Annotated in this window: 20 protein-coding genes; 9 read left to right on the top strand and 11 right to left on the bottom strand. The window is 69.8% G+C overall.

The features are described from left to right. Positions 1-242: 242 nt before the first annotated feature. The 5 genes from ACGF15_RS13360 to dnaA all read right to left on the bottom strand — a co-directional run bounded on the left by ACGF15_RS13360 (position 243) and on the right by dnaA (position 7166). Positions 243-788, bottom strand: a complete 546-nt coding sequence (locus ACGF15_RS13360) for a DciA family protein (RefSeq protein WP_362607888.1) — start codon at positions 786-788, stop codon at positions 243-245. Continuing rightward, positions 785-1912: a DNA replication/repair protein RecF gene (gene recF, locus ACGF15_RS13355; protein ID WP_362607886.1), complete on the bottom strand. Its 1128-nt coding sequence runs from the start codon at positions 1910-1912 to the stop codon at positions 785-787. The genes ACGF15_RS13360 and recF overlap by 4 nt, the downstream gene beginning before the upstream one ends. Positions 1913-1969: 57 nt before the next feature. Then, positions 1970-2848, bottom strand: a complete 879-nt coding sequence (gnd, locus tag ACGF15_RS13350; RefSeq protein WP_376426380.1) for a phosphogluconate dehydrogenase (NAD(+)-dependent, decarboxylating) — start codon at positions 2846-2848, stop codon at positions 1970-1972. Positions 2849-3043: 195 nt separating this feature from the next. Then, positions 3044-4174: a DNA polymerase III subunit beta gene (dnaN, locus tag ACGF15_RS13345; protein WP_138057578.1), complete on the bottom strand. Its 1131-nt coding sequence runs from the start codon at positions 4172-4174 to the stop codon at positions 3044-3046. 1111 nt (positions 4175-5285) lie between these two features. Beyond that, complete coding sequence (gene dnaA, locus ACGF15_RS13340; protein ID WP_345612174.1) at positions 5286-7166, bottom strand: chromosomal replication initiator protein DnaA; 1881 nt, start codon at positions 7164-7166, stop codon at positions 5286-5288. A gap of 360 nt (positions 7167-7526) precedes the next feature. Here dnaA and rpmH point away from each other — a divergent pair, with 360 nt between their 5' ends. The 9 genes from rpmH (at position 7527) to ACGF15_RS13295 (ending at position 14409) form a co-directional block, all read left to right on the top strand. Next, the gene (gene rpmH, locus ACGF15_RS13335; RefSeq protein WP_018846094.1) at positions 7527-7664 is read left to right on the top strand and encodes a 50S ribosomal protein L34; all 138 of its coding nucleotides are present in this window, start codon (positions 7527-7529) and stop codon (positions 7662-7664) included. Between the two features lie 21 nt (positions 7665-7685). Beyond that, entirely contained in the window at positions 7686-8057 is a 372-nt protein-coding gene (gene rnpA, locus ACGF15_RS13330) for a ribonuclease P protein component (protein WP_256522276.1), read from the top strand. Continuing rightward, the gene (yidD, locus tag ACGF15_RS13325; RefSeq protein ID WP_256522275.1) at positions 8054-8413 is read left to right on the top strand and encodes a membrane protein insertion efficiency factor YidD; all 360 of its coding nucleotides are present in this window, start codon (positions 8054-8056) and stop codon (positions 8411-8413) included. The genes rnpA and yidD overlap by 4 nt, the downstream gene beginning before the upstream one ends. A gap of 3 nt (positions 8414-8416) precedes the next feature. Beyond that, positions 8417-9679: a membrane protein insertase YidC gene (gene yidC / locus ACGF15_RS13320; protein WP_345612178.1), complete on the top strand. Its 1263-nt coding sequence runs from the start codon at positions 8417-8419 to the stop codon at positions 9677-9679. A 14-nt stretch (positions 9680-9693) separates the two neighbouring features. Beyond that, entirely contained in the window at positions 9694-10203 is a 510-nt protein-coding gene (locus ACGF15_RS13315) for a R3H domain-containing nucleic acid-binding protein (protein ID WP_256522272.1), read from the top strand. A gap of 119 nt (positions 10204-10322) precedes the next feature. After that, positions 10323-11039: a 16S rRNA (guanine(527)-N(7))-methyltransferase RsmG gene (rsmG, locus tag ACGF15_RS13310; RefSeq protein ID WP_345612181.1), complete on the top strand. Its 717-nt coding sequence runs from the start codon at positions 10323-10325 to the stop codon at positions 11037-11039. A 249-nt stretch (positions 11040-11288) separates the two neighbouring features. Beyond that, the gene (locus ACGF15_RS13305; RefSeq protein WP_345612183.1) at positions 11289-12362 is read left to right on the top strand and encodes an AAA family ATPase; all 1074 of its coding nucleotides are present in this window, start codon (positions 11289-11291) and stop codon (positions 12360-12362) included. Next, complete coding sequence (locus ACGF15_RS13300; protein ID WP_345612185.1) at positions 12359-13456, top strand: ParB/RepB/Spo0J family partition protein; 1098 nt, start codon at positions 12359-12361, stop codon at positions 13454-13456. Before ACGF15_RS13305 ends, ACGF15_RS13300 begins: the two co-directional genes overlap by 4 nt. A gap of 335 nt (positions 13457-13791) precedes the next feature. Next, positions 13792-14409 (top strand): GNAT family N-acetyltransferase, encoded by a 618-nt coding sequence (locus ACGF15_RS13295; RefSeq protein ID WP_345612187.1) that lies wholly within the window; start codon positions 13792-13794, stop codon positions 14407-14409. Positions 14410-14505: 96 nt separating this feature from the next. On the opposite strand, the gene trxA is transcribed toward ACGF15_RS13295, so the two are convergent. The 6 genes from trxA to murJ form a co-directional block, all read right to left on the bottom strand. Then, the gene (gene trxA / locus ACGF15_RS13290; RefSeq protein WP_345612189.1) at positions 14506-14838 is read right to left on the bottom strand and encodes a thioredoxin; all 333 of its coding nucleotides are present in this window, start codon (positions 14836-14838) and stop codon (positions 14506-14508) included. Between the two features lie 47 nt (positions 14839-14885). Beyond that, positions 14886-15860, bottom strand: a complete 975-nt coding sequence (trxB, locus tag ACGF15_RS13285) for a thioredoxin-disulfide reductase (RefSeq protein WP_362607875.1) — start codon at positions 15858-15860, stop codon at positions 14886-14888. 134 nt (positions 15861-15994) lie between these two features. Continuing rightward, positions 15995-16459, bottom strand: coding sequence for a hypothetical protein (locus ACGF15_RS13280; protein ID WP_392798616.1), 465 nt, complete (start codon positions 16457-16459; stop codon positions 15995-15997). 431 nt (positions 16460-16890) lie between these two features. Then, positions 16891-17595: an RNA polymerase sigma factor SigM gene (gene sigM, locus ACGF15_RS13275; protein WP_345612197.1), complete on the bottom strand. Its 705-nt coding sequence runs from the start codon at positions 17593-17595 to the stop codon at positions 16891-16893. A gap of 27 nt (positions 17596-17622) precedes the next feature. Beyond that, positions 17623-19362 (bottom strand): protein kinase family protein, encoded by a 1740-nt coding sequence (locus tag ACGF15_RS13270; RefSeq protein WP_345612199.1) that lies wholly within the window; start codon positions 19360-19362, stop codon positions 17623-17625. Between the two features lie 236 nt (positions 19363-19598). Continuing rightward, on the bottom strand, positions 19599-21782 hold the full coding sequence (gene murJ, locus ACGF15_RS13265) for a murein biosynthesis integral membrane protein MurJ (protein WP_345612201.1): 2184 nt from the start codon (positions 21780-21782) through the stop codon (positions 19599-19601). Positions 21783-21827 lie beyond the last annotated feature (45 nt).

The following is a 21827-nucleotide window of genomic DNA, read 5'->3' as shown; positions in this document are numbered from 1 at the left end:
GGGGGTTTGGCGGTAGCTGAGTTCGCATGTGCCGCCCTGGCAGTCCACCGCTCGACTCCCCATATCCGGGAAGGGGCTCCAAGAGGCTCACACCGGCTTTGAGCGCTTCGGGCTGTCAACCCCCCGCTACCGAGAGGGACGCCCCCTGTGCGCACCGGGGCTCCCGGCTGTGCGCACCGGGGCTCCCGGGGACCGCGCGGTGCCCCGGGAAGCCTCCGCCGAAGGAGCGGGGCGGGGAGGGATCAGCCGTAGGTGTCCCCGGGCCCGGTGCTGCCCGGCGCCCGCAGCGGGCCGTACCGGCGCTGCGGCGCGCCCGGCCCGACCACCTTGATCGCCCGGACGGTGCCGTGGCCGAGGTCCTCGTTGAGCCGGGCCACCAGGCGGGGGGCGAGCAGGCGCAGCTGGGTGGCCCAGGCCGTGGAGTCGCACTGGACCGTGAGCAGCCGCTCGTCCGGGTCCTCGTCGTAGCGCAGCGGGACGCAGTGCTTGGCCAGGTCCTCGCCGACGATCTGGGGCCAGCGCCCCATGACGCCGCCCACCGCGGCGGGGGTCTCCCACCCGCGCTCGGTGATCAGCCGGTTGATCGCCGCCCCGAGCGGCAGCGGGTCCCGGCCGTCGGCACGCGCGCCGGAGCGCAGGCCGCCCCGGCGTGCCTGCTTCTTCTGCTGGGCCGCGGCGCCCCGCGCCCTGGCCTGCTCCTTCGCCGCGCGCAGTGCGACCCTGGCCAGGTCCACGCCGGAGGGCTCGGCGGTGGCCGCCCGGGCGGCAGGGGACTCGGAGGTGCTCATGCCCCGCGCACCTCCCCGTCGGCCACGGTGTAGCGGCTGCCGGCGAGCACCGCGGGGACGTCGTCACCCACGGCAGCGGTGACCAGCACCTGCTCACCGGGGGCCACCAGCTCCGCGAGGCGCTCGCGGCGGTGCGCGTCCAGCTCCGCGAAGACGTCGTCCAGCACGAGCACCGGTTCGTTCCCCTCCGCACGCAGCAGCTCGTAGGAGGCGAGGCGCAGTGCGAGGGCGAAGGACCAGGACTCGCCGTGGCTGGCATAGCCCTTGGCCGGCAGCCTGCCGAGCCGGAGCACCAGGTCGTCCCGGTGGGGGCCGACCAGCGTCACACCGCGCTCGATCTCCTGGCGGCGCGCCTCCTCCAGAGCCGCGAGCAGGTGCGCGTAGAACTCCTCGCGCCCGTGCGCCTCCCCGGACCCGGCGGAGGCGGAACGGTACTCCAGCACGACGGGTCCGCCTCCCGGCGCCAGCGCCTCGTAGGCCTTGTCGGCCAGCGGCTGGAGGGCGGTGATCAACTCGCTGCGCCGGGCGAGCACCTCGGCCCCGGCACGGGCCAGGTGCTGGTCCCACACGTCCAGGGTGGACATGTCCATGGAGCGGCCACCGTGGCGCCGGGCCATGGCTGCCGACTTCAGCAGGGTGTTGCGCTGCTTGAGGACCCGCTCGTAGTCGGACCGCACACCCGCCATCCGCGGCGAGCGGGCGGTGACCAGGTCGTCGAGGAAGCGCCGGCGCTCCCCGGGATCGCCCTTGACCAGGGCCAGATCCTCCGGGGCGAAGAGCACGGTGCGCAGGATGCCGAGCACGTCGCGTGGCCTGACCTGCGAGGACCTGTTGATGCGCGCCCGGTTGGCCTTGCCCGGGTTGAGTTCCAGCTCGATCAGCTGGGAGCGCTCGCCCTGGGTGACGGCGGCCCGGACCACGGCGCGCTCGGCGCCCAAGCGGACCAGCGGGGCGTCCGAGGAGACCCGGTGGCTGGAGAGCGTGGCCAGATAGCCGACGGCCTCCACGAGGTTGGTCTTGCCCTGGCCGTTCGCCCCGACGAACGCGGTGACGCCCGGGCCGAGAGGGACCTCGACCCGGGCGTAGGAGCGGAAGTCGGCCAGCGACAGGTGCGTGACGTGCATGGGTGTGCGCCGACCTTCCCGCGGCGGCCCGTGCACAGGGTGCGCACGGGCTGTGGACTACTTCTTGCTCTCGACCGCGTGGCCCCCGAACTGGTTGCGCAGCGCGGCGATCATCTTCATCTGCGGGGAGTCGTCCTGGCGGGACGCGAACCGCGCGAAGAGCGAGGCCGTGATCGCCGGGAGCGGCACGGCGTTGTCGATGGCCGCCTCCACGGTCCAGCGGCCCTCGCCCGAGTCCTGGGCGTAGCCGCGCAGCCGGTCGAGGTGCTCGTCCTCGTCCAGGGCGTTGACCGCCAGGTCGAGCAGCCAGGAGCGGATGACCGTGCCCTCCTGCCAGGAGCGGAACACCTCGCGCACGTCCGTGACCGAGTCGACCTTCTCCAGCAGCTCCCAGCCCTCGGCGTACGCCTGCATCATGGCGTACTCGATGCCGTTGTGGACCATCTTGGCGAAGTGGCCGGCGCCGACCTTCCCGGCGTGGACGGAGCCGTGGGCCCCCTCCGGCTTGAGCGCGTCGAAGACCGGCTGCACCTTCGCGACGTCCTCGGCATCGCCGCCGTACATCAGGGCGTAGCCGTTCTCCAGGCCCCAGACGCCGCCGGAGACACCGCAGTCGACGAAACCGATGCCCTTGATGCCCAGTTCGACGGCGTGCTTCTCGTCGTCCGTCCAGCGGGAGTTGCCGCCGTCGACGACCACGTCGCCGGGGGAGAGCAGCTCCGCCAGCTCGTCGATGGTGGACTGGGTCGCGGCTCCGGCCGGGACCATGACCCACACCACGCGCGGGCCCTTGAGGCTGCCCACCAGCTCCTCCAGGCTGTGGACGTCCGCGAGGTCCGGGTTGCGGTCGTAGCCGATGACGGTGTGGCCTGCGCGGCGGATGCGCTCGCGCATGTTGCCGCCCATCTTGCCGAGGCCGACGAGACCGAGCTCCATCTGAGATTCCTCAATCGTTTGTGTGCCGTGTTCCTGCCCGGCTCCGAGACTACGCCCGGCAACCGGCGCACACCTGTGGGGTCACGCGCTCAGAAGCCCTGCTCAACCGCCTCGCGGGCCGTCGACCGCGAGGGCCGCGGGGCGCCCTGGCCGCGCACCCGGTCCGGGCGGGCCCCCGCCCGGACCGCACCCGGGTCAGCCGCTCAGGCGGACCGGCATGATCAGGTACTTGTACGCCTCGTCCGCCTCCGCGTCGACGGCCGGCTTGCCGCTGAGCAGCGCCGGCTTGGTGGAGGTGGTGAAGGAGAGCTGGGCGACCGGGGAGTCGATGGCGCTCAGGCCGTCGAGCAGGAAGGTCGGGTTGAAGGCGATCGAGATGTCGTCGCCGTCCAGCTGGGCGTCCACGCGCTCCACGGCCTGCGCGTCGTCGCTGGAGCCGGCCTCCAGGATCAGCACGCCCTGCTCGAAGCTGAGCCGCACCGGGGTGTTCCGCTCGGCGACCAGGGCCACGCGCTTGACGGCCTCGACGAAGGGAGCCGTCTCGATCACGGCAACCGAGTTGAACTCGGTGGGGAACAGCGTGCGGTACTTCGGGAGGTCGCCCTCGAGCAGGCGGGTGGTGGTGCGGCGCCCCGCCCCCTCGAAACCGATCAGGCCCTCGCCCGCACCGGAGCCGGACAGCGCCAGAGTGACCGTGTCGCCGCTGGTGAGCGCCTTGGCGGTGTCGAGCAGGGTCTTGGCGGGCACCAGCGCGACGGCCGAGGCGTCCGGGCTCTCGGGCTTCCACAGGAACTCGCGGACCGCGAAGCGGTAGCGGTCGGTGGAGGCGAGGGTGACGGTGTCCCCCTCGATCTCGATGCGCACGCCCGTCAGCACCGGCAGCGTGTCGTCGCGCCCGGCGGCGATGGCCACCTGGGCGGCGGCGGAGGCGAAGACCTCGCCCGGCACCGTGCCCGTGGCGGTGGGCATCTGCGGCAGGGCCGGGTACTCCTCCACAGGCAGGGTGTGGAGCGTGAAGCGGGAGGAGCCGCAGACCACCGTCGCCCGGACGCCGTCGGTGGAGATCTCCACGGGGCGGTTGGGCAGGGCGCGGCAGATGTCCGCGAGCAGGCGGCCGGAGACCAGGACCGTGCCGTCCTCCTCGACCTCTGCCTCCACCGAGACCCGGGCCGAGACCTCGTAGTCGAAGCTGGAGAAGCTGAGCGCGCCGTCCTCGGCCTTCAGCAGAAGGCCAGCGAGAACCGGCGCCGGCGGACGGGCCGGAAGGCTCCGGGCCACCCAGGCCACCGCCTCCGCGAGTACATCGCGCTCCACCCGGATCTTCACCGGAACCGCCTCCTGCTGTTGCTGGCTCGCCCTGCTGGCCTTCGTCGTCGGCTTGATGCCGGAGACCAGTCTGACGCACGGCGCCGACACTCGGTGCGGCTCGGGGTCAAGTCGGGACGGGGGCGGCGGGGGCCACCGGGCCCGAGTTGTGCACAGGCCCCCCTTCCAAGCAGATTCCCCGCTAACTCTGAGTGGGAGTAGTAGTAGGGCCTGTGGAAACCGTGGATAACGTCGTTGACGCAGGTCAGGCACGGTTTTTTGTCCACTGCCCCTGTGGGCCGCAGCCGTGGACAACCGGGGGTGCCTGTGGACGCGCGAAAGTTCTGCACAGTCGATGCACAGCCCCGGGGGACTTCTCCCCAGCGGCGTCCCCAGCTTTACCCACGTTCCCCACAGGCCAATCCGGCAGCTTGGTGTGACGGCTTTCACTCCACCCGGTGAGGGGCGGTGTTGCGTTGCCGAACAGTGGACAGGGGTGGGGAAAAGCTGTGGGCAACCGCGTGTGCCTTGTGGGTCACCGGTGGACAACGAGGATCAAGGTTTCGGGAAGATCGGGATCTCCACAGCCTGTGGAGATCCTTCGGCCACAAGTCCACAACCGGCTGAGCAGGGCCGACGGCACGGCGAAGGGGCCACCTGTGGACAGCTTCGGGACAACGTGCGGATCCCCAGGCTGTGGACGGCGGTTTCGGTCCCGGTCTGTGGAGAACCGCCCCGGCCCGCCGGTATTCGAACACAGCCGGGCGAGGGGTCGCGGGGCATCCGGGGCGCGCGGGGCCGCCTCCCCCTCGGTCCGCACGCAGTCCGACGGCCCGCGGGACGGTGACGGACCCCGGGGCCGCGGGAGGCGGCGATGACCCGCCGGACGTCCCCGGACGTCCCCGGACGCCGCTCCCGCCCCTCCTCGTCCCGGCCGGCGCCCTCCCCGCTGCCTCTCCCCGGCCGTCCGCCGCTCCGCCGCGGCTTCCCGGCCGGCGCCCTCCCCGGGAGCCTCCGCGCCACCGGGGACCCCGCCTGCGCGGACCCCGCCTGCGGGGCCGCGAACGGCGAAGGGCGCCCGGGAGGATGTCCCGTGCGCCCCTCGTCCCCGCTCCGTCCGGTGGACCCCCGCTCAGCCCGCCTTGATCCGGTTGGTCAGCTCCGTGACCTGGTTGTAGATCGAGCGGCGCTCCGCCATCAGCGCACGGATCTTCCGGTCCGCGTGCATCACGGTCGTGTGGTCCCGACCGCCGAACTGGGCGCCGATCTTGGGCAGGGAGAGATCCGTCAGCTCGCGGCACAGGTACATCGCGATCTGGCGCGCCGTCACCAGGACCCGGCTGCGTGAGGAGCCGCACAGGTCCTCGACGGTCAGGCCGAAGTAGTCGGCGGTGGCCGCCATGATCGCCCCCGCGGTGATCTCGGGGGCCGCGTCCTCGCCGCCCGGGATCAGGTCCTTGAGGACGATCTCCGTCAGCCCCAGGTCCACCGGCTGCCGGTTGAGCGAGGCGAAGGCGGTGACCCGGATGAGCGCACCCTCCAGCTCCCGGATGTTGCGGGAGATCCGGGAGGCGATGAACTCCAGCACCTCCGGGGGCGCGTTCAGCTGCTCCTGCACCGCCTTCTTGCGCAGGATCGCGATGCGCGTCTCCAGCTCGGGGGGCTGGACGTCCGTCGTCAGCCCCCACTCGAAGCGGTTGCGCAGCCGGTCCTCCAGCGTCATGAGCTGCTTGGGGGGCCGGTCGGAGGAGAGCACGATCTGCTTGTTGGCGTTGTGCAGGGTGTTGAAGGTGTGGAAGAACTCCTCCTGCGTGGACTCCTTGCTCGCCAGGAACTGGATGTCGTCGACCAGCAGGATGTCCACGTCGCGGTACCGCTTGCGGAAGGTGTCGCCCTTGCCGTCGCGGATGGAGTTGATGAACTCGTTGGTGAACTCCTCGGAGCTCACGTACCGCACCCGGGTGCCCGGGTAGAGACTGCGGGCGTAGTGCCCGATCGCGTGCAGCAGGTGCGTCTTCCCGAGCCCGGACTCCCCGTAGATGAACAGGGGGTTGTAGGCCTTGGCCGGCGCCTCCGCCACCGCCACCGCGGCGGCGTGCGCGAAGCGGTTGGACGCCCCGATCACGAAGGTGTCGAAGAGGTACTTCGGGTTCAGCCGGGCGTGCGGCTCCCCGGGCCCGGGTGCCGGAGCCGGTTTGGCCCCGAGCGGGCCGGTGCCGCCCCCGGGGCCCCCGCGGTGCGGCGAGGCGGGCTCGCCCAGGTCCCTGCGTTCGGCGCGCGGGTCGTACGGCTGGTGGTCGGCGGGCTGGGGCCGGCGGTAGTCGTGCTGCCCGCGGCCGGGCGGCGGGGTCGCGTACGGGTCGCGCTCCGGGAAGCCGCCGAGTCGGGGCTGCTGCCAGGAGAGGTCCTCCTGGGTACGCGGCCAGGAGCCCGGCTCGGGGCGCTGCTGGTACTCGGGGTAGGCGGGGCGCACCGAGGGCAGCCCCTCGTCGGTCTCGCCGCGGCGGCCGTATCCCTCGTAGCGGTCGGTGCGCGGGGAGTCGTAGCCCTCACCGGGGCGGGGCGGCTCGTAGGCGTCCTGCCGGCGGGGTGCACCGTAGCCCTCGCCCTGGCGCCCGCCGTCGTAGCCCTCGGACCCCCGCCCGCCCTCGTAGCCCTCGCCGCCGCGCGGGTCCTCGTGCGGGGCCGCGGGGTAGCGCGGGGCGCCCGGCTGCTGGGAGGCGGGCGCAGAGCTGTCGCCGACGGAGTCGTCGACGGTGATCGCGATACGGATCGGGCGGCCGCACTCCCGGCTGAGGGTGTCGCTGATCAGCGGGGCGAGGCGGCCCTCCAGTACGCGCTTGCCCCACTCGTTGGGTACGGCGAGCAGCGCCGTGTCGGCGACCAGGGCCAGCGGCTGGCAGCGCTCGATCCACTGCTTGTCCTTGGGCTCGACGCCCTGCTGGCCCTCGTCGAGAAGCTGCTCGAGCACTCGCGGCCACACTGCGGCAAGATCGGCAGGTACGTCAGCCACAAAGCACGCTCTCTCGCAGGTCCCACGAATGTGTGGTTCTCGGGACGGGATAGGAAGACAGGCAGGAAAAGAATCCGAGTTCAGCCACGGTAGTCAGGCCGACCCGTGCGGTTCAAGTTGTTGTCCACAGCCTGTGTACAGGGCACCCCGCCATCCACGTGGTTTGACCGGATGGCGTAGCCGCGCGTACCGTAACCAGGTCGAGTTGTCGATGGCTGCTGCCGCCTGCCTCCGATGGGCAAAGACCACGGTCCGTGGTCGAGAAGCGGTGCACTCGGGCGTGAACGCGAGCTACTCGTGGGCGCACGGTGACAGCCAGGCGATGTCCCGCCACCAACGAATCATTTCTGGAGCCCCCGAGTGAGCAAGCGCACCTTCCAGCCGAACAACCGTCGTCGTGCGAAGACCCACGGTTTCCGCCTGCGCATGCGTACCCGTGCCGGCCGCGCCATCCTGGCGAACCGCCGCAGCAAGGGTCGCGCCAACCTGTCCGCCTGATCGCCTTAAACAGGTCATGACGTGCTGCCTACCGAGAATCGGCTGAGGCGGCGCGAGGACTTCGCGACTGCGGTACGCCGAGGGCGCCGGGCCGGACGCCCGCTCCTCGTCGTCCACCTTCGAAGCGGTGCCATGGACCCGCACGCGCCTGGGGAGAGCGCCTCCCAGACGTGTGCGGGTTTCGTCGTGAGCAAGGCCGTGGGCGGCGCCGTGGTACGGAACAAGGTGAAGCGGAGACTGCGCCACCTCATGCGCGATCGGCTCTCCGAGCTGCCCCCCGGTAGCCTGGTGGTCGTACGGGCGCTCCCCGGTGCGGGTGACGCCGAACACGCACAGCTGGCCCAAGACCTGGACGCCGCTCTCCGGCGGCTGCTGGGAGGGGGCGCGCGATGAAGTACCCGCTGCTGGCACTGATCAAGATCTACCAGTGGACGATCAGCCCGCTGCTGGGACCTGTGTGCAGGTATTACCCGTCGTGTTCCCACTACGGATTCACGGCCATCGACCGGCACGGCGCGGTCAAGGGAACAGCCCTGACCGCCTGGCGGATCCTGCGGTGCAATCCGTGGTCCCCGGGCGGGGTGGACCACGTCCCGCCGCGCAAGCGGCCCCGATGGCACGAAATGCTGCGCGATGCCCTGCGTGGCAGCAAGGGCGGGCACTCCGCCGCTGATGTGCCGGCCCCGGGATCGGCTGCCGAGGCCACGGCCCCGGTCGCAGAGACCTCGCCCAATGCTCAAGGAGCCTGATTAGTGGACACGATTGCCAGTCTCTTCAGTTTTATCACCACACCTGTCTCGTGGATCATCGTCCAGTTCCACTCGCTCTACGGGGCCGTCTTCGGCCCTGACACGGGCTGGGCCTGGGGACTGTCCATCGTGTCCCTGGTGGTGCTGATCCGTATCTGCCTGATCCCGCTCTTCGTGAAGCAGATCAAGTCGATGCGGAACATGCAGGCGCTCCAGCCCAAGATGAAGGCGATCCAGGAGCGCTACAAGTCGGACCGCCAGCGGCAGTCCGAAGAGATGATGAAGCTGTACAAGGAGACCGGGACCAACCCGCTCTCCTCGTGCCTGCCCATCCTGGCGCAGTCGCCGTTCTTCTTCGCCCTCTACCACGTGCTCAGCAAGATCGCCTCCGGTCAGGAGATCGGCGTTCTCAACCAGAGCCTCGTGGACAGCGCCCGCCAGGCGCACATCTTCGGTGCGCCGATCGCCGCGAAGTTCATGGACTCGCCCGAGAAGGTCCAGGCGCTGGACGCCACGCTGCTCGACGTCCGCATCGTCACCGCGGTCATGATCGTCCTGATGTCGGCGTCGCAGTTCTACACCCAGCGCCAGCTGATGCAGAAGAACGTCGACCTCACGGTCAAGACGCCGTACATGAACCAGCAGAAGATGCTCATGTACATCTTCCCGGTGATCTTCGCCGTGATGGGCATCAACTTCCCGGTCGGTGTCCTCGTCTACTGGCTGACCACCAACGTGTGGACCATGGGTCAGCAGATGTACGTGATCAACCAGAACCCCACGCCGGGCAGCAAGGCACAGGACCAGTACCTCCAGCGCATGCTGAAGGGCATCACGACGAGCGGGCAGGTCGGCTCCCGTCGTAAGCGGACCGTGGTCCAGACGATCGTCGCCAAGGGACCGGACCGCAACGACAACGAGCGCCGCTTCGTCACGGGCCTCGCCAAGGCGGGACTGGTGGCCCAGCCCGACGGCACGGTGGCCAAGAGCGACACCGCCATGGCCGAGGCAGAAGGCGGATCCCACCGTCGCCAGCAGCCCAAGCGTCAGAGCAAGGCCCAGAGGCAGTCCGCGCAGTCGGCCGCCAAGGGCGCCGACAGCACCGATGGTGCCCCCGTCTCCAAGCCGTCCCTCCAGAAGGGACAGACCGGCGAGGCTCCCCAGGCCAAGTCCGCGGGTGCCAAGGCGGCCGGTTCCACTCGCCAGCCCAAGTCCGGTCAGCGCAAGGGGCCCCAGCGTCCCAAGCACCCGTCGTCGAAGAAGTAAGAAGGAGTCCATCCGTGACGGAAGGCACCATCTCCGCCGCCGAGGGTGGCGACACCCTCACCCGCCTGGAGCAGGAGGGTGAAATCGCGGCCGACTACCTCGAGGGCCTGCTGGACATCGCCGACCTCGACGGCGACATCGACATGGATGTCGAGGCGGACCGGGCCGCGGTCTCCATCATCAGCGAGGCGGGCAGCCGCGACCTTCAGAAGCTCGTGGGGCGCGACGGGGAGGTCCTGGAGGCGCTCCAGGAGCTGACGCGTCTTGCGGTGCATCGGGAGACCGGCGACCGCAGCCGCCTGATGCTGGACATCGCCGGCTTCCGCGCCCAGAAGCGCTCCGAGCTCGCGGAGCTCGGAGCCAAGGCGGCGGCTGAGGTCAGGTCGAGCGGTGAGCCCGTGAAGCTCGACCCGATGACCCCCTTCGAGCGCAAGGTCGTCCACGACGCCGTGGCGGCCGCGGGGCTGCGCAGCGAGTCGGAGGGCGAGGAGCCGCAGCGGTTCGTCGTCGTCCTGCCTGCCTGACCCACGTGTTCCCCCGGCCCCGTCTGCTCGCAGGCGGGGCCGCTCCTTGTCAGCCTGAAATTCAGCTCACCACGGTCCCCGCGGGGACAGCGACGTGCGGTACGGAAGGACGGTTCCCCGTGACGGAGGCAGCGGAGCTCCCTCAAGCACCCGAAGAGGCGAGGACGGTTTTCGGCGAGTACTTCCCGGAAGCGGTGCGCTATGCGGAGCTGCTCGCGGATGCGGGAGTGACGCGCGGGCTCATCGGTCCCCGTGAGGTGCCCCGTCTGTGGGAGCGGCACCTGCTCAACTGTGCCGTTCTCTCCGAGGTGGTGCCAGCAGGCGTCACGGTGTGCGATGTCGGCTCGGGCGCGGGGCTGCCCGGTATTCCGCTCGCCCTGGTCCGCCGTGATCTCAAGATCACTCTTCTGGAGCCGCTGCTGCGACGCACCACCTTCCTTCAGGAGGTTGTGGAGCTGCTCGGTCTCGACCATGTGACCGTGGTCCGTGGACGTGCCGAGGAGATGCTGGGCAAGGTCCCGCCCGTCCATGTGGTCACCGCTCGTGCTGTGGCTCCGCTGGATCGTCTGGCCGGCTGGGGTGTTCCCCTGCTGCGTCCCTACGGCGAGATGCTGGCCCTGAAGGGGGACACCGCGGAGGAGGAGCTGAGCAGTGCCCGCTCGGCCCTCGGCAAGCTCGGTGTCGTGGAGACCTCGGTGCTGCAGGTGGGCCAGGGGGTTGTCGATCCCCTGTCGACCGTGGTGCGGGTGGAGGTCGGGGAGAGCCCCGGTGGAGTGCGGTTCGCCGCCAAGCGGGCCAAGGCGGCCCGCACGAGCCGGACCCGCCGTCGCAGGTGATGCCCGTGTGTGGTGCCGTACGGCTGCCATACGCACATGGAGCGGAGTGTCTTCCCGGTAGCCCGCGCTGGCGCATGCATCGTGTTTCACGTGAAACGTCGCTCACTGCTGCAGGGAATCATCAGCCGCGGCCGTGCGGCCGCGGCCCCCGGGAGGGCGCGTAAGCCCCTTGTGCGGGCTACGGGGTTGTCCACAGAGGTGGATTCCTCCACAGAACCAGGGGCCTCGCTGGTTCACGAGCCCGAAAGCATGGCAGGCTCTGTGCATCGCGAGCCTGAAGTCGAGGAAGGTGAATCCTTGCGGTCCGACGCCAATATCGCGGGACCGATGACCGATCCGGTCCCCGGCCCCCGTTCCGAGTTCGCGGCGGAGGATGTTTCACGTGAAACACCGCCGCCGATGGACGACACCCCCATCGGCCGAGCTGCTCAGCTGGCCGTGGCGGCGCTGGGGCGTGCCGGTGAAGGTCTCCCCCGACCTGAGCAGACACGCGTCATGATCGTTGCCAATCAGAAGGGCGGCGTGGGGAAGACCACCACCACGGTCAATCTCGCCGCCTCGCTCGCGCTCCATGGCGCCCGCGTTCTGGTGGTCGACCTCGACCCCCAGGGCAACGCCTCCACCGCGCTGGGCATCGATCATCACGCGGAGGTTCCCTCGATCTATGACGTCCTGGTGGACAGCAGACCCCTTTCCGAGGTGGTCCAGCCCGTCCCCGACGTCGAAGGACTCTTCTGCGCCCCCGCCACCATCGATCTCGCCGGTGCGGAGATCGAGCTGGTGTCGTTGGTGGCGCGGGAGAGCAGGCTGCAGCGTGCCATCCAGGCATACGAGCAGCCGCTGGACTACATCCTCATCGACTGCCCGCCCTCGCTGGGTCTGCTGACGGTCAACGCCCTGGTGGCCGGCGCGGAGGTGCTCATCCCGATCCAGTGCGAGTACTACGCACTGGAAGGGCTGGGGCAGCTGCTTCGCAATGTGGATCTGGTGCGAGGGCATCTGAATCCGGCCCTCCATGTCTCCACGATCCTGCTCACGATGTACGACGGTCGGACCCGGCTTGCTTCTCAGGTTGCGGAGGAGGTCCGGAGCCACTTCGGGGAGGAGGTCCTGCGGACCAGCATCCCGCGGTCGGTCCGCATCTCGGAGGCTCCGAGCTATGGGCAGACGGTGCTGACCTACGATCCGAGTTCCAGCGGTGCTCTCTCCTATCTGGAGGCAGCACGGGAGATCGCCCTGCGTGGTGTCGGAGTCCGCTACGACCCGCAGCACGCACACGGGGCACAGAACGCACAGCAGAACACGCCGGAGGGGATCCAGTGAGCGAGCGACGTAGAGGGCTGGGACGTGGGCTCGGCGCCCTGATTCCCCCTGCCCCCCAGGAACCGCAGGGCGGAAGCACGACGGGAGCGGGAGCCCCTGCCTCCTCCCCCGTCTTTGCGTCCGATCGCGGTGTCGCGGCGGCCAAGGTCACCACGCTCCCCCCGGCAGCGCGCGCGCCGGGGAGCGGAGGGGCTTCAGCGGCGCCCGCCCAGGCTGCTTCCCCGGCCTCCGAGCCTGTCGGCGCCCACTTCATGGAAGTGCCTCTCGGCGCGATCACACCGAATCCGAGGCAGCCCCGGAAGGACTTCGACGAGGACCTTCTCGCCGAGCTGGTGACCTCCATCAAGGAAGTCGGACTCCTCCAGCCCGTGGTGGTTCGCCAGTTGGGCGCTGACCGCTACGAGCTCATCATGGGCGAGCGCCGGTGGCGGGCCTGCCAGAAGGCAGGGCTGGAGGCAGTCCCCGCCATCGTCCGCTATACGGAGGACGAGAAGCTTCTGCTGGACGCGCTGCTGGAGAACCTCCACCGTGCGCAGCTGAACCCCCTGGAAGAGGCCGCCGCCTACGACCAGCTTCTCAAGGACTTCAGCTGCACCCATGACCAACTGGCCGATCGGATCGGTCGGTCACGGCCACAGGTCACCAACACCCTGCGTCTGCTGAAGCTCTCCCCGCCGGTTCAGCGACGGGTGGCGGCAGGTGTTCTCTCCGCCGGTCACGCCCGCGCGCTGATCTCGGTCGAGGAGCCCGAGCAGCAGGACAGGCTGGCCCACCGCATCGTCACCGAGGGGCTCTCCGTACGTGCGGTCGAAGAGATCGTCACGCTGATCAACTCCGGCAGGGAGGTCTCAGCGAAGCCCAAGGGCCCGCGCGCCGGCACGAGGCGGTCGCCTGCACTGAACGACCTGGCCTCGCGGCTCTCCGACCGGTTCGAAACCCGGGTGAAGGTCGATCTGGGGCAGAAGAAGGGCAAGATCGTCGTCGAGTTCGCCTCGATGGAGGACCTGGAGCGCATCCTGGGCACCCTCGCACCCGGCGAGGGCCGGGTACTGGAGCAGCCACTGGACCCGGACGTGGCGGAAGACGAATCCTGAGACACGAGGGTGGGGGATCCCTGCCTTCCCGACACAGGGCGGATGGTGCCTTCGGGCACCATCCGCCCTGTGTCGTCCCGGGGGCTTCGACTCTGGCCGGTATCCGGTACCCGCGTCGGTGCTGGGTGGATACGATGCGTTCTGGTACGACGCATCCACCTTGAGCCATCTCCTGGGGAGGGCGGGGCCATGCGAGTGGCGAGCCGCGGCCGACTGGTGACCGCAGGGCTGGTACTGGGAGCGCTGGGCGGATTCGTCGCCGGCGTGCTGAGTGAGAGGAGTGCGCTGGCGGCAGCGCTCAGCGCCGCGGAACGACGAAGTGAGGAACAGCCTTCATGGGGCGCCGGCTCGCACCACTCACCTTGGACAACGTCTCGGACCTTCCCAAGCGGTGCCGGTCCTGCGTCTTCTGGGAACTCGACCCCGTCAGTGGGGAGGCCGCGGTAGCGGCGGGCACTCCTCAGTGGGAGAAGGAAGCGTGGATCTCCGCAGTGCTACTCGACTGGGGATCCTGTGGACGGGTTGTCTATGTCGATGAGAAGCCCGTCGGTTTCGTGCTCTACGCGCCACCCGCCTACGTCCCCCGCTCAGCAGCCTTTCCCACCAGTCCGGTGGCTGCGGACGCCGTACAGCTGATCACGGGGTGGATCATGCCGGGATACCAGGGGCAGGGCCTGGGCCGGGTCATGGTGCAGACCGTGGCCAAGGATCTGCTGCGACGAGGGTTTCGCGCGATCGAGGCTTTCGGCGATGCTCGCTGGAAGGAACCAGCCTGTGTCCTGCCCGCTGACCATCTGCTGGCCGTGGGCTTCAAGACCGTGCGTCCGCATCCGAGCCATCCACGTCTGCGTCTGGAGTTGAGGACGACGCTGAGATGGAAGGAGGACGTGGAACTGGCCTTGGACCGTCTGCTGGGTGCGGTGCAGAAGGATCCGGTACTCCGACCGCTGTGAGCGTTCGGTCGGCGGTGTCGTCGGCCGCACAGCACAGTGGGCCCATCCCGGCTGGGAATGAGCCCACTGCCTGTTTCACGTGAAACAGCCTGACGGCTACTCCTGGATGAAGGTCTCCAGATCGCGGATGATCGCCGCCTTGGGCTTGGCGCCGATGATCGTCTTGGCGACCTCGCCGTTCTGGTAGACGTTGAGCATCGGGATGGACATCACGCCGTACTTGATGGCGGTCGCCTGGTTCTCGTCGATGTTCATCTTGACGATCTCGATCTTGTCACCGTGCTCGGCCGCGATGGCCTCGAGCGACGGGGCGATCTGGCGGCAGGGGCCGCACCAGGGGGCCCAGAAGTCCACCAGGACGGGCTTGTCGCTCTTGAGGACGTCCTCTTCGAAGGAAGCGTCGGTCACGTTCTTCAGGGCGCCGGCCACGGCGGCCTCCTTACGTTGCTCGGGGGAGGGGGTGAGAGTGCGGTCGGTCAGACGACGGGGGTCTTCTCGGGCTCTGCGGCCTGCTCGCTGTCCGAGAGGGCCGCAAGGAAGCGCTCGGCGTCGAGGGCGGCAGAGCAGCCCGTGCCGGCAGCGGTGATGGCCTGCCGGTAGGTGTGGTCCACCACGTCGCCGGCGGCGAAGACTCCGGTGAGGTTGGTGCGCGTGGACGGCGCATCCACCTTCAGGTAGCCCTCGTCGTCGAGCTCCAGCTGCCCCTTGAAGAGTTCGGTCCGGGGGTCGTGGCCCACAGCGATGAACAGACCGGTGACGGCGAGCTGCGAGAGCTCGCCTGTCTTGGTGTTCCGCAGGGTGAGGCCGGACAGCTTCTGCTCGCCATGGATCTCGGCGACCTCGCTGTCCCAGGCGAAGGAGATCTTCGGGTCCCCGAAGGCGCGATCCTGCATGGCCTTCGAGGCGCGCAGGGTGTCACGGCGGTGGACGATGGTGACGGACTTGGCGAAGCGCGAGAGGAAGGTCGCCTCCTCCATGGCGGTGTCCCCGCCACCGACGACCGCGATGTCCTGGTCCCGGAAGAAGAAGCCGTCGCAGGTGGCGCACCAGGAGACCCCGCGCCCGGACAGCTGGTCCTCGCGAGGCAGACCCAGCTTGCGGTGCTGGGAACCCGTGGTGACGATCACGGCCCTGGCCTGGTGCACGGTACCGGCGGTGTCGGTGACGGTCTTGATCTCACCGGAGAGATCGACGGCCACGACATCGTCCGGAACCAGCTCGGCACCGAAGCGCTCGGCCTGGGCACGCATGTTGTCCATCAGGTCCGGACCCATGATGCCGTCGCGGAAACCCGGGAAGTTCTCCACATCGGTCGTGTTCATCAGCGCGCCACCCGCGGTGACGGCTCCCTCGAACACCAGCGGCTTCAGCGAAGCGCGCGCGGTATAGAGGGCAGCCGTGTAGCCTGCGGGCCCGGAGCCGATGATGATCACGTTACGAACGTCGCTCACGGGGTGCTTCCTCGTCTCTGCCGACTGCCTACTGCGTACGGGGCGGGTTCATCGCTCTCACCCCACCCAACGGATCCTAAGGGGCGGGCATTCCCATGCTGCTGCTCGGCACAGAGGACGGACGTTGAGCCGGGTCACTCCAGGGGGTAGGTCCCGTCGAGGAGCAGGGAGCCGGCGTCTGCGCCGCCGTCCTCGGTACAGGAGGCGTCGACGACATAGGCGTCGACCTGAGTGCGGTCCGCGGCATGCGGCAGGAGTACGAGGTAGGCGCCGGTCCCCTGGTACTGCCCCTGCTCGAAGGCGAGAGGCTGCTCGCCGCGGCCGGTGCCGCGCTGGACACACGGGGGGAGCGCCGAGTCGGGAGAGCTCTGCGGCGTGACCATGCCCGGAGCTTCCGCCTCCAGGGACGGTCCCTTCTCGATGCGGGGCTCCGCTGCGTCGATCGGTGCAGACAGGAGGCTCCGGACCCGCTCGTCGATCGGCTCTCCGGAGAACTCTCCGTCAGCACCCGCGGCAGAACTCAGGCTGGCGTCCTGCGCCCTGCCCGCGTCTCCGACCGTGGAGGGCAGACCTTGGAGCACGAGGACACCCACGCCCACCGCGGCAGCACCCAGGACGGCTCCGAAAGCCGCGAGCCGTCGGCGGCTTCGGCGGGTGCGTCCCGGTCCCGTGGCGCCCCTGGAGTGTCCGGAGGGACGGTCAGGATGTGAGAGGGAACCACCGTCGGCCGAGGAGCCCTTCGTTTCACGTGAAACATCGCTGGCCGGGTCGGGAGTCGTGGCCTGGAGGAGTGCCTCCGCAGCCAGAGCGGCATCGATTCTGCCGGCGACATCGCCGGGCATCCGACCGGGCCCGGGAAGGGTGCCGAGCAGCCCTCTGATCTCCTCGAGGGAGGTCCGCACATCGGCGCAGACGGCACAGCCCTCAAGATGGCGGCGGAGCTCGGCTGCCTGATCGAAGGGCAGAAGACCCTCGGTGAGATCGGCGATCTCCGAGACATCAGGGTGCCGGTTTGTGTCGGTCGAGGATGTCACGCTCGCCCACCTCCGCCCTTCACTGCCGCCGAACCGTTCGGTCCCGGTTCGTTCGCTGCCGACTCCGTTCGGACGGCCGTCCCCGTCGTCCGGTTCCTTTCCCTGGGAATCTCCGGGCTATCCACGCCATTGCCCCGCAGATGGGTGAGCATCGGCAGCAACCGGGCTCTCCCCCGTGCGCAGCGGCTCTTGACGGTTCCCGTGGGAACGTCCAGGACCTTCGCCGCCTCGGCCACGGGATACCCCTGCATATCGACGAGCACCAGCGCGGCTCGCTGCTCCGGCGGCAGGGTCCCCAGGGCTCTCAGGAGTTCCCGATGGAGATCCTGGCGTTCGGCCGGCGCCTCGGCGGACTCATGGGGCTCCAGGAGCTGCTCCAGCCGTTCGGTGTCGTCCACCGGTGCCGTCTTGCGTGAGTCGGCCTTCCTGACCCGGTCCAGACAGGCATTGACCGTGATGCGGTGCAGCCAGGTGGTGACGGCCGCCTGGCCACGGAAGCCGGCTGCCGCGCGGAAGGCCGAGACGAAGGCATCCTGTACGGCGTCCGCGGCCTCCTCGCGGTCACCGAGCGTCCGCAGGGCGACGGCCCACAGGCGGTCCCTGTGGCGGCGGACGAGCTCACCGAAGGCATCCGGGTCTCCCGCGACATGCTGCGCGAGAAGGTCCTGGTCGCTTGTGTCGCGGAGTGTCGAGTCGTCCAACGGTGAGCCCCCTCCCGATCCTGTGCGTCAGCCGGTGAAGGAGACGTCCGTGATGGCCTGCTTGTATCCGGGGTCGCTGTACCCGTCCTTCGGTGAGTGAGGCATCGCGGTCATCCACACGAGCACATAACGGCCGGTGACCGGCTTCTCGGCTGTCAGCTTCAGCGTGGAACTCCCGGTCTGGCCGTTCGCGATCTTCGTCATGGAGCTGACGGGTCCGGACGGCGTGAGGGAGTCGACCGCGTAGAGGCTGATCGCCGTGTGGTTCCCCCCGTAGCGCAGAGCTATGGATCCCCCGGTCACGGCCTTCTCACTGCCGAGGTCGTAGACGATGCCGACTCCCTGCTTGATGGACGGAGCGAACTCCGGTCCGTCGAAGTAGGTCTTGGTGCGCCAGTAGCTGGAGCTGTCCTGGTCGTAGGTCGAGCCGACGGTGGAGGGGTTCTGCGGGGACCCGTCCGGTGCGTACTCCTGTGCGCCGTGGATGGCGAGGGGCACGGGCGTGTTCGGCTTGTCGTCGCCTTCCGGTGGCGCGGTCTCGGAGGACGTGGGGGCCTCCCGGGAGTTCTTCCCCTGGTCGAGCAAGCGGTCCGCGACCTGCCAGCTCCCGAGCCCCAGCGCGGCGATCAGCAAAGCCGAGACCGTCCACTTGAGAGCCTTGCCCGTGCGGCTCTCCAACGGCGCCGGGGGAACGACGGGCGGCTGGGCGGCGACGGCACGAGGGTGCATCGCAGGGCGCCCGTAGCCGCCCTGCTGGTAGGTGGTCCGCTGGTAGTCCGGAGGAGCGGTGAACGTCGGCTCCGGCGGGCGGATACGCGGCATGGCCGCCACCGCCTTCGCGAGTTCGTCGGGCGTGGTGCAGGGAGGGTCCTGCCGTGACGCGGTGGCTCCGTCGTTCACCAGCGCTCGCATGGCCAGTTCGGACAGCCCGCGGTGAACGCCTGCCCTCACCTGGTCGGGCGGGAGGAGCCCGACCCCCTTGGGGAGGCCCGTGAGCCCGTGGGCATCGTTCTCGTAGGGCCACCGCTGGGTGAGAGCGGCGTACAGCAGGGCTCCGATGGCCTCCGTGTCCGTCCGCTGCGGACGCTCCACCGAGATGCCCCGCAGTGCGGCGTTCACGGCCAGCCCGCGGATCCGGTACTGACCGGTCGACGTGCGCAGGACAGCGCTCGGAGTGAGGCGGAGATGGGCCAGGCCCTCTCGGTGGGCGGCGGTCATCGCCAACGACACCTGCTCGACGAGCTGGTAGGCGTCATGGGCTTCGAGGGGTGCTGCTGCGAGGAGAGCGGTCAGCTCCACCGCGTCCGGCAGCCATTCGTGGACGACATAGACCAGGTCGCCCTCCTCCACCGCGTCCAGGACCTGGACGAAGCGGGGGTCGCCGAGGAGCGCCGAGGAGCGTGCCGCGGCCAGGACCGAACGGGCTCTGGGATGCTCGGCCGGCAGGACGTGGACGCCGACGGCCCGACGCAGCTTCTCGTCCACCGCCCGCCAGCTGCTGAAGCCGTCCAGACGGGTGACGCACTCCTCCAGTCGGTAGCGCTTGGCGAGTTTGTGGCCGCTGTGCAGTTCGGGTGCCGTGACACCGGACGTGTCGCCGGGAGCCGGGTCTTCCTTCGCCGTCTCGCCCGGGTCGGGTGCGGTCTTCTCCGCAGACTTCTGGGATCCAGCCGCCCCGTCGGCCGTGGCCTTGCGCTCCTGCGCGGACAGCGGTTCGTTACCGCCGTTGTCGGCCACGTCGACGGCAGCCGTGCTACGTTCCGCCACCGTCGTTCCTGCCTCCCCATCCATTGCGCTGTACTCAGACGCCATGCCAATTGTGCCCACAGTCCGGCGCTATGCACGACACACGGCGGCGGTGGAAGGTTGTGCCAGGGAGTGAAGCCCGTGCCACGAACTCCCCCGTCGGCTGCGCAACGTGTCGGCCACCTCCCGCTCTCCTGCCGTCGGACGCCGCAGAGCACGCCGCCCCAGGGAGTGCTGCGTGGCCCCGGCCGGACGCCCTAGCGGCCCAACCGCCCGCGGACCATTCCGACCAGGGCGTTGAGTTCCGCGATGCGCATCTTCTTCGCGGAGACGAAGAAGACGCCCGCCAGCACGATGCCGCCGATCACCAGTGCCACCAGCGAGCCCCCGGCGCCGCTGCCCAGCGTGGTGAGGATGCCGTAGGCCACAAGGCCGCCGCCGAGCGCCGCGGGCACCGAGGCCATCGACAGCCGGGCGTAGGTCCGCAGCACATGGGCCCCGTCCAGGTCGCCTCCGAGTCGCTTGCTGAGGCGCCGCCAGGCGACGCCCACGCCGACCGCGTAGGCGAGGCCGTAGGACGCGGCCATCCCGACGACCGCCCAGCGGGCCGGCAGCAGGGCGAAGCAGAGTGCCGAGGCACCGGCGTTGACGGCGGCGACGATCACGGTGTTGTAGAAGGGGGTCCGGGTGTCCTCGTAGGCGTAGAAGCCGCGGAGGACGACGTACTGGACCGAGTAGGGGATCAGCCCGAGACCGAAGGCCATCAGGATGAAGCCCATGCCGCGGGCCGCCTCCCCGCCGGTGGAGGCGAAGAGCAGGGTGGACATCGGGACGCCCAGTGCCAGGAACGCGAAGGCCACCGGGACGATGGCCACCGCGGAGTTGCGCAGTCCCTGCGAGATGTCGTCGCGGACCGCACCCGGGTCCCCGTCGTGGGCCGCACGGGAGAGCCGTGGCAGGAGGGCGGCCATCACGGAGACGGTGATGATGGCCTGGGGCATTCCCCAGATCAGCTGGGCATTGGTGTAGGCGATGAAGCCCGCTCCTTGGCGTCCCGAGGCCTCACCGGCGGCCGTGGCGAGCTGGGTGACCACCAGAACGCCCGCCTGGTTGGCCAGTACGAAGAGCACGGTCCACTTGGCCAGCTTGACCGTCTTGCCGAGCCCGTGGCCCTTCCAGTCGAAGCGGGGGCGGAACCGGAACCCGGTCTCGCGCAGGTACGGGATCATCGCCAGCGCCTGCACCACCAGGCCCAGCAGGGTGCCGATGCCCAGAAGGCGCACGCCCTCCGGCGGGATCGTCTCCACGCCCATCCGGGACTCGGCCGAGGTGCCGTAGACCCAGATGAAGAGCCCGAAGGTGGTGATCATGACGATGTTGTTCAGGACCGGGGTCCACATCATGGCGCCGAACTTGCCGCGGGCGTTGAGGATCTGCCCCATCACCACGTGGATGCCCATGAAGAAGATCGTCGGCAGGCAGTAGCGGGCGAAGGTGACCGCCACGCTGTTGGACGCGGGGTCGCCCGCGATCGTGTCCGACATGAGCCGGATCAGCAGGGGTGCGGCGAACACCGCGAGCACCACGATGCCGCCCAGTGTCACCATCACCAGCGTCAGCAGCCGGTTGGCGAAGGCTTCGCCGCCGTCCTCGTCGTTCTTCATCGCCCGTACCAGCTGAGGGACGAAGACCGAGTTCAGACCGCCGCCCACGGTGAGGATGTAGATCATCGTGGGGAGGGTGTAGGCGACGGTGAAGGTGTCGCCGAGGAGCGCGGCGCCGAGCGCCGCGGTGATGACCAGGCTGCGGACGAAGCCGGTGAGGCGTGACACCAGGGTGCCCGCCGCCATCACCGCACTGGACTTCAGCAGCCCGGATGCGCGGCCGGAGGGCTTCTTCGGGGCTGCGGGAGCGGGCTCCGGCTGCGGCGGGGGGACCGCAGCGGGCTGTCCCGGCCCGGATGCCTGCTGGTCGCGGAAGAGGTGTGCGAAGGCGTCAGGCTCCGGCTTCTCCGCCGAGGCACGGGTGACCAGGTCGTCCACACCGGTGAACTGCGTGGTGCGGGCGTCGTCGCCGTAGGGAAGGCGTCTGGACGGGCCCTCCGGCTCGGGTGGGGGTGTCTGCGCCCACACCCGGGGGTCCGGTGCGTGAGCGGGCGCTGCGGGCTGCTGGTAGAGCGCCTGAGGGTCCTGGTAGGTGCCGGGCGGGGGCGGCGGGTGCTCCGAGCGGTCGTAGAGGGCCTCCGAGACCGGGTCCTGCGCCGTGAGGTCCTGTGCCCGGAAGGGGTCGGGCGTGTAGGCGTCCTGCACATAGGGGTCCGGGGCGTATGCGTCCTGTGACGCCTGGTGATCGGGGGTGGGGTACTGAGGCTGCCGGCCGTGGCCTGCGGGGTTTCCCCCACCCGCGCCCTGGCCGCGGTCACCGTCATACGGCGCGTTCATGCCTACCCCACCTCATCGTCCCCGGCCGACCGGCCACGACATCGC

Origin of the sequence: Streptomyces sp. NPDC048001, assembly GCF_043203115.1 — a bacterium.
In the GTDB taxonomy this organism is placed as follows: Bacteria; Actinomycetota; Actinomycetes; order Streptomycetales; family Streptomycetaceae; genus Streptomyces; species Streptomyces sanyensis.
Note: the sequence above shows the minus strand (reverse complement) of the source record. Positions and strands in the feature narration are given on the sequence as shown.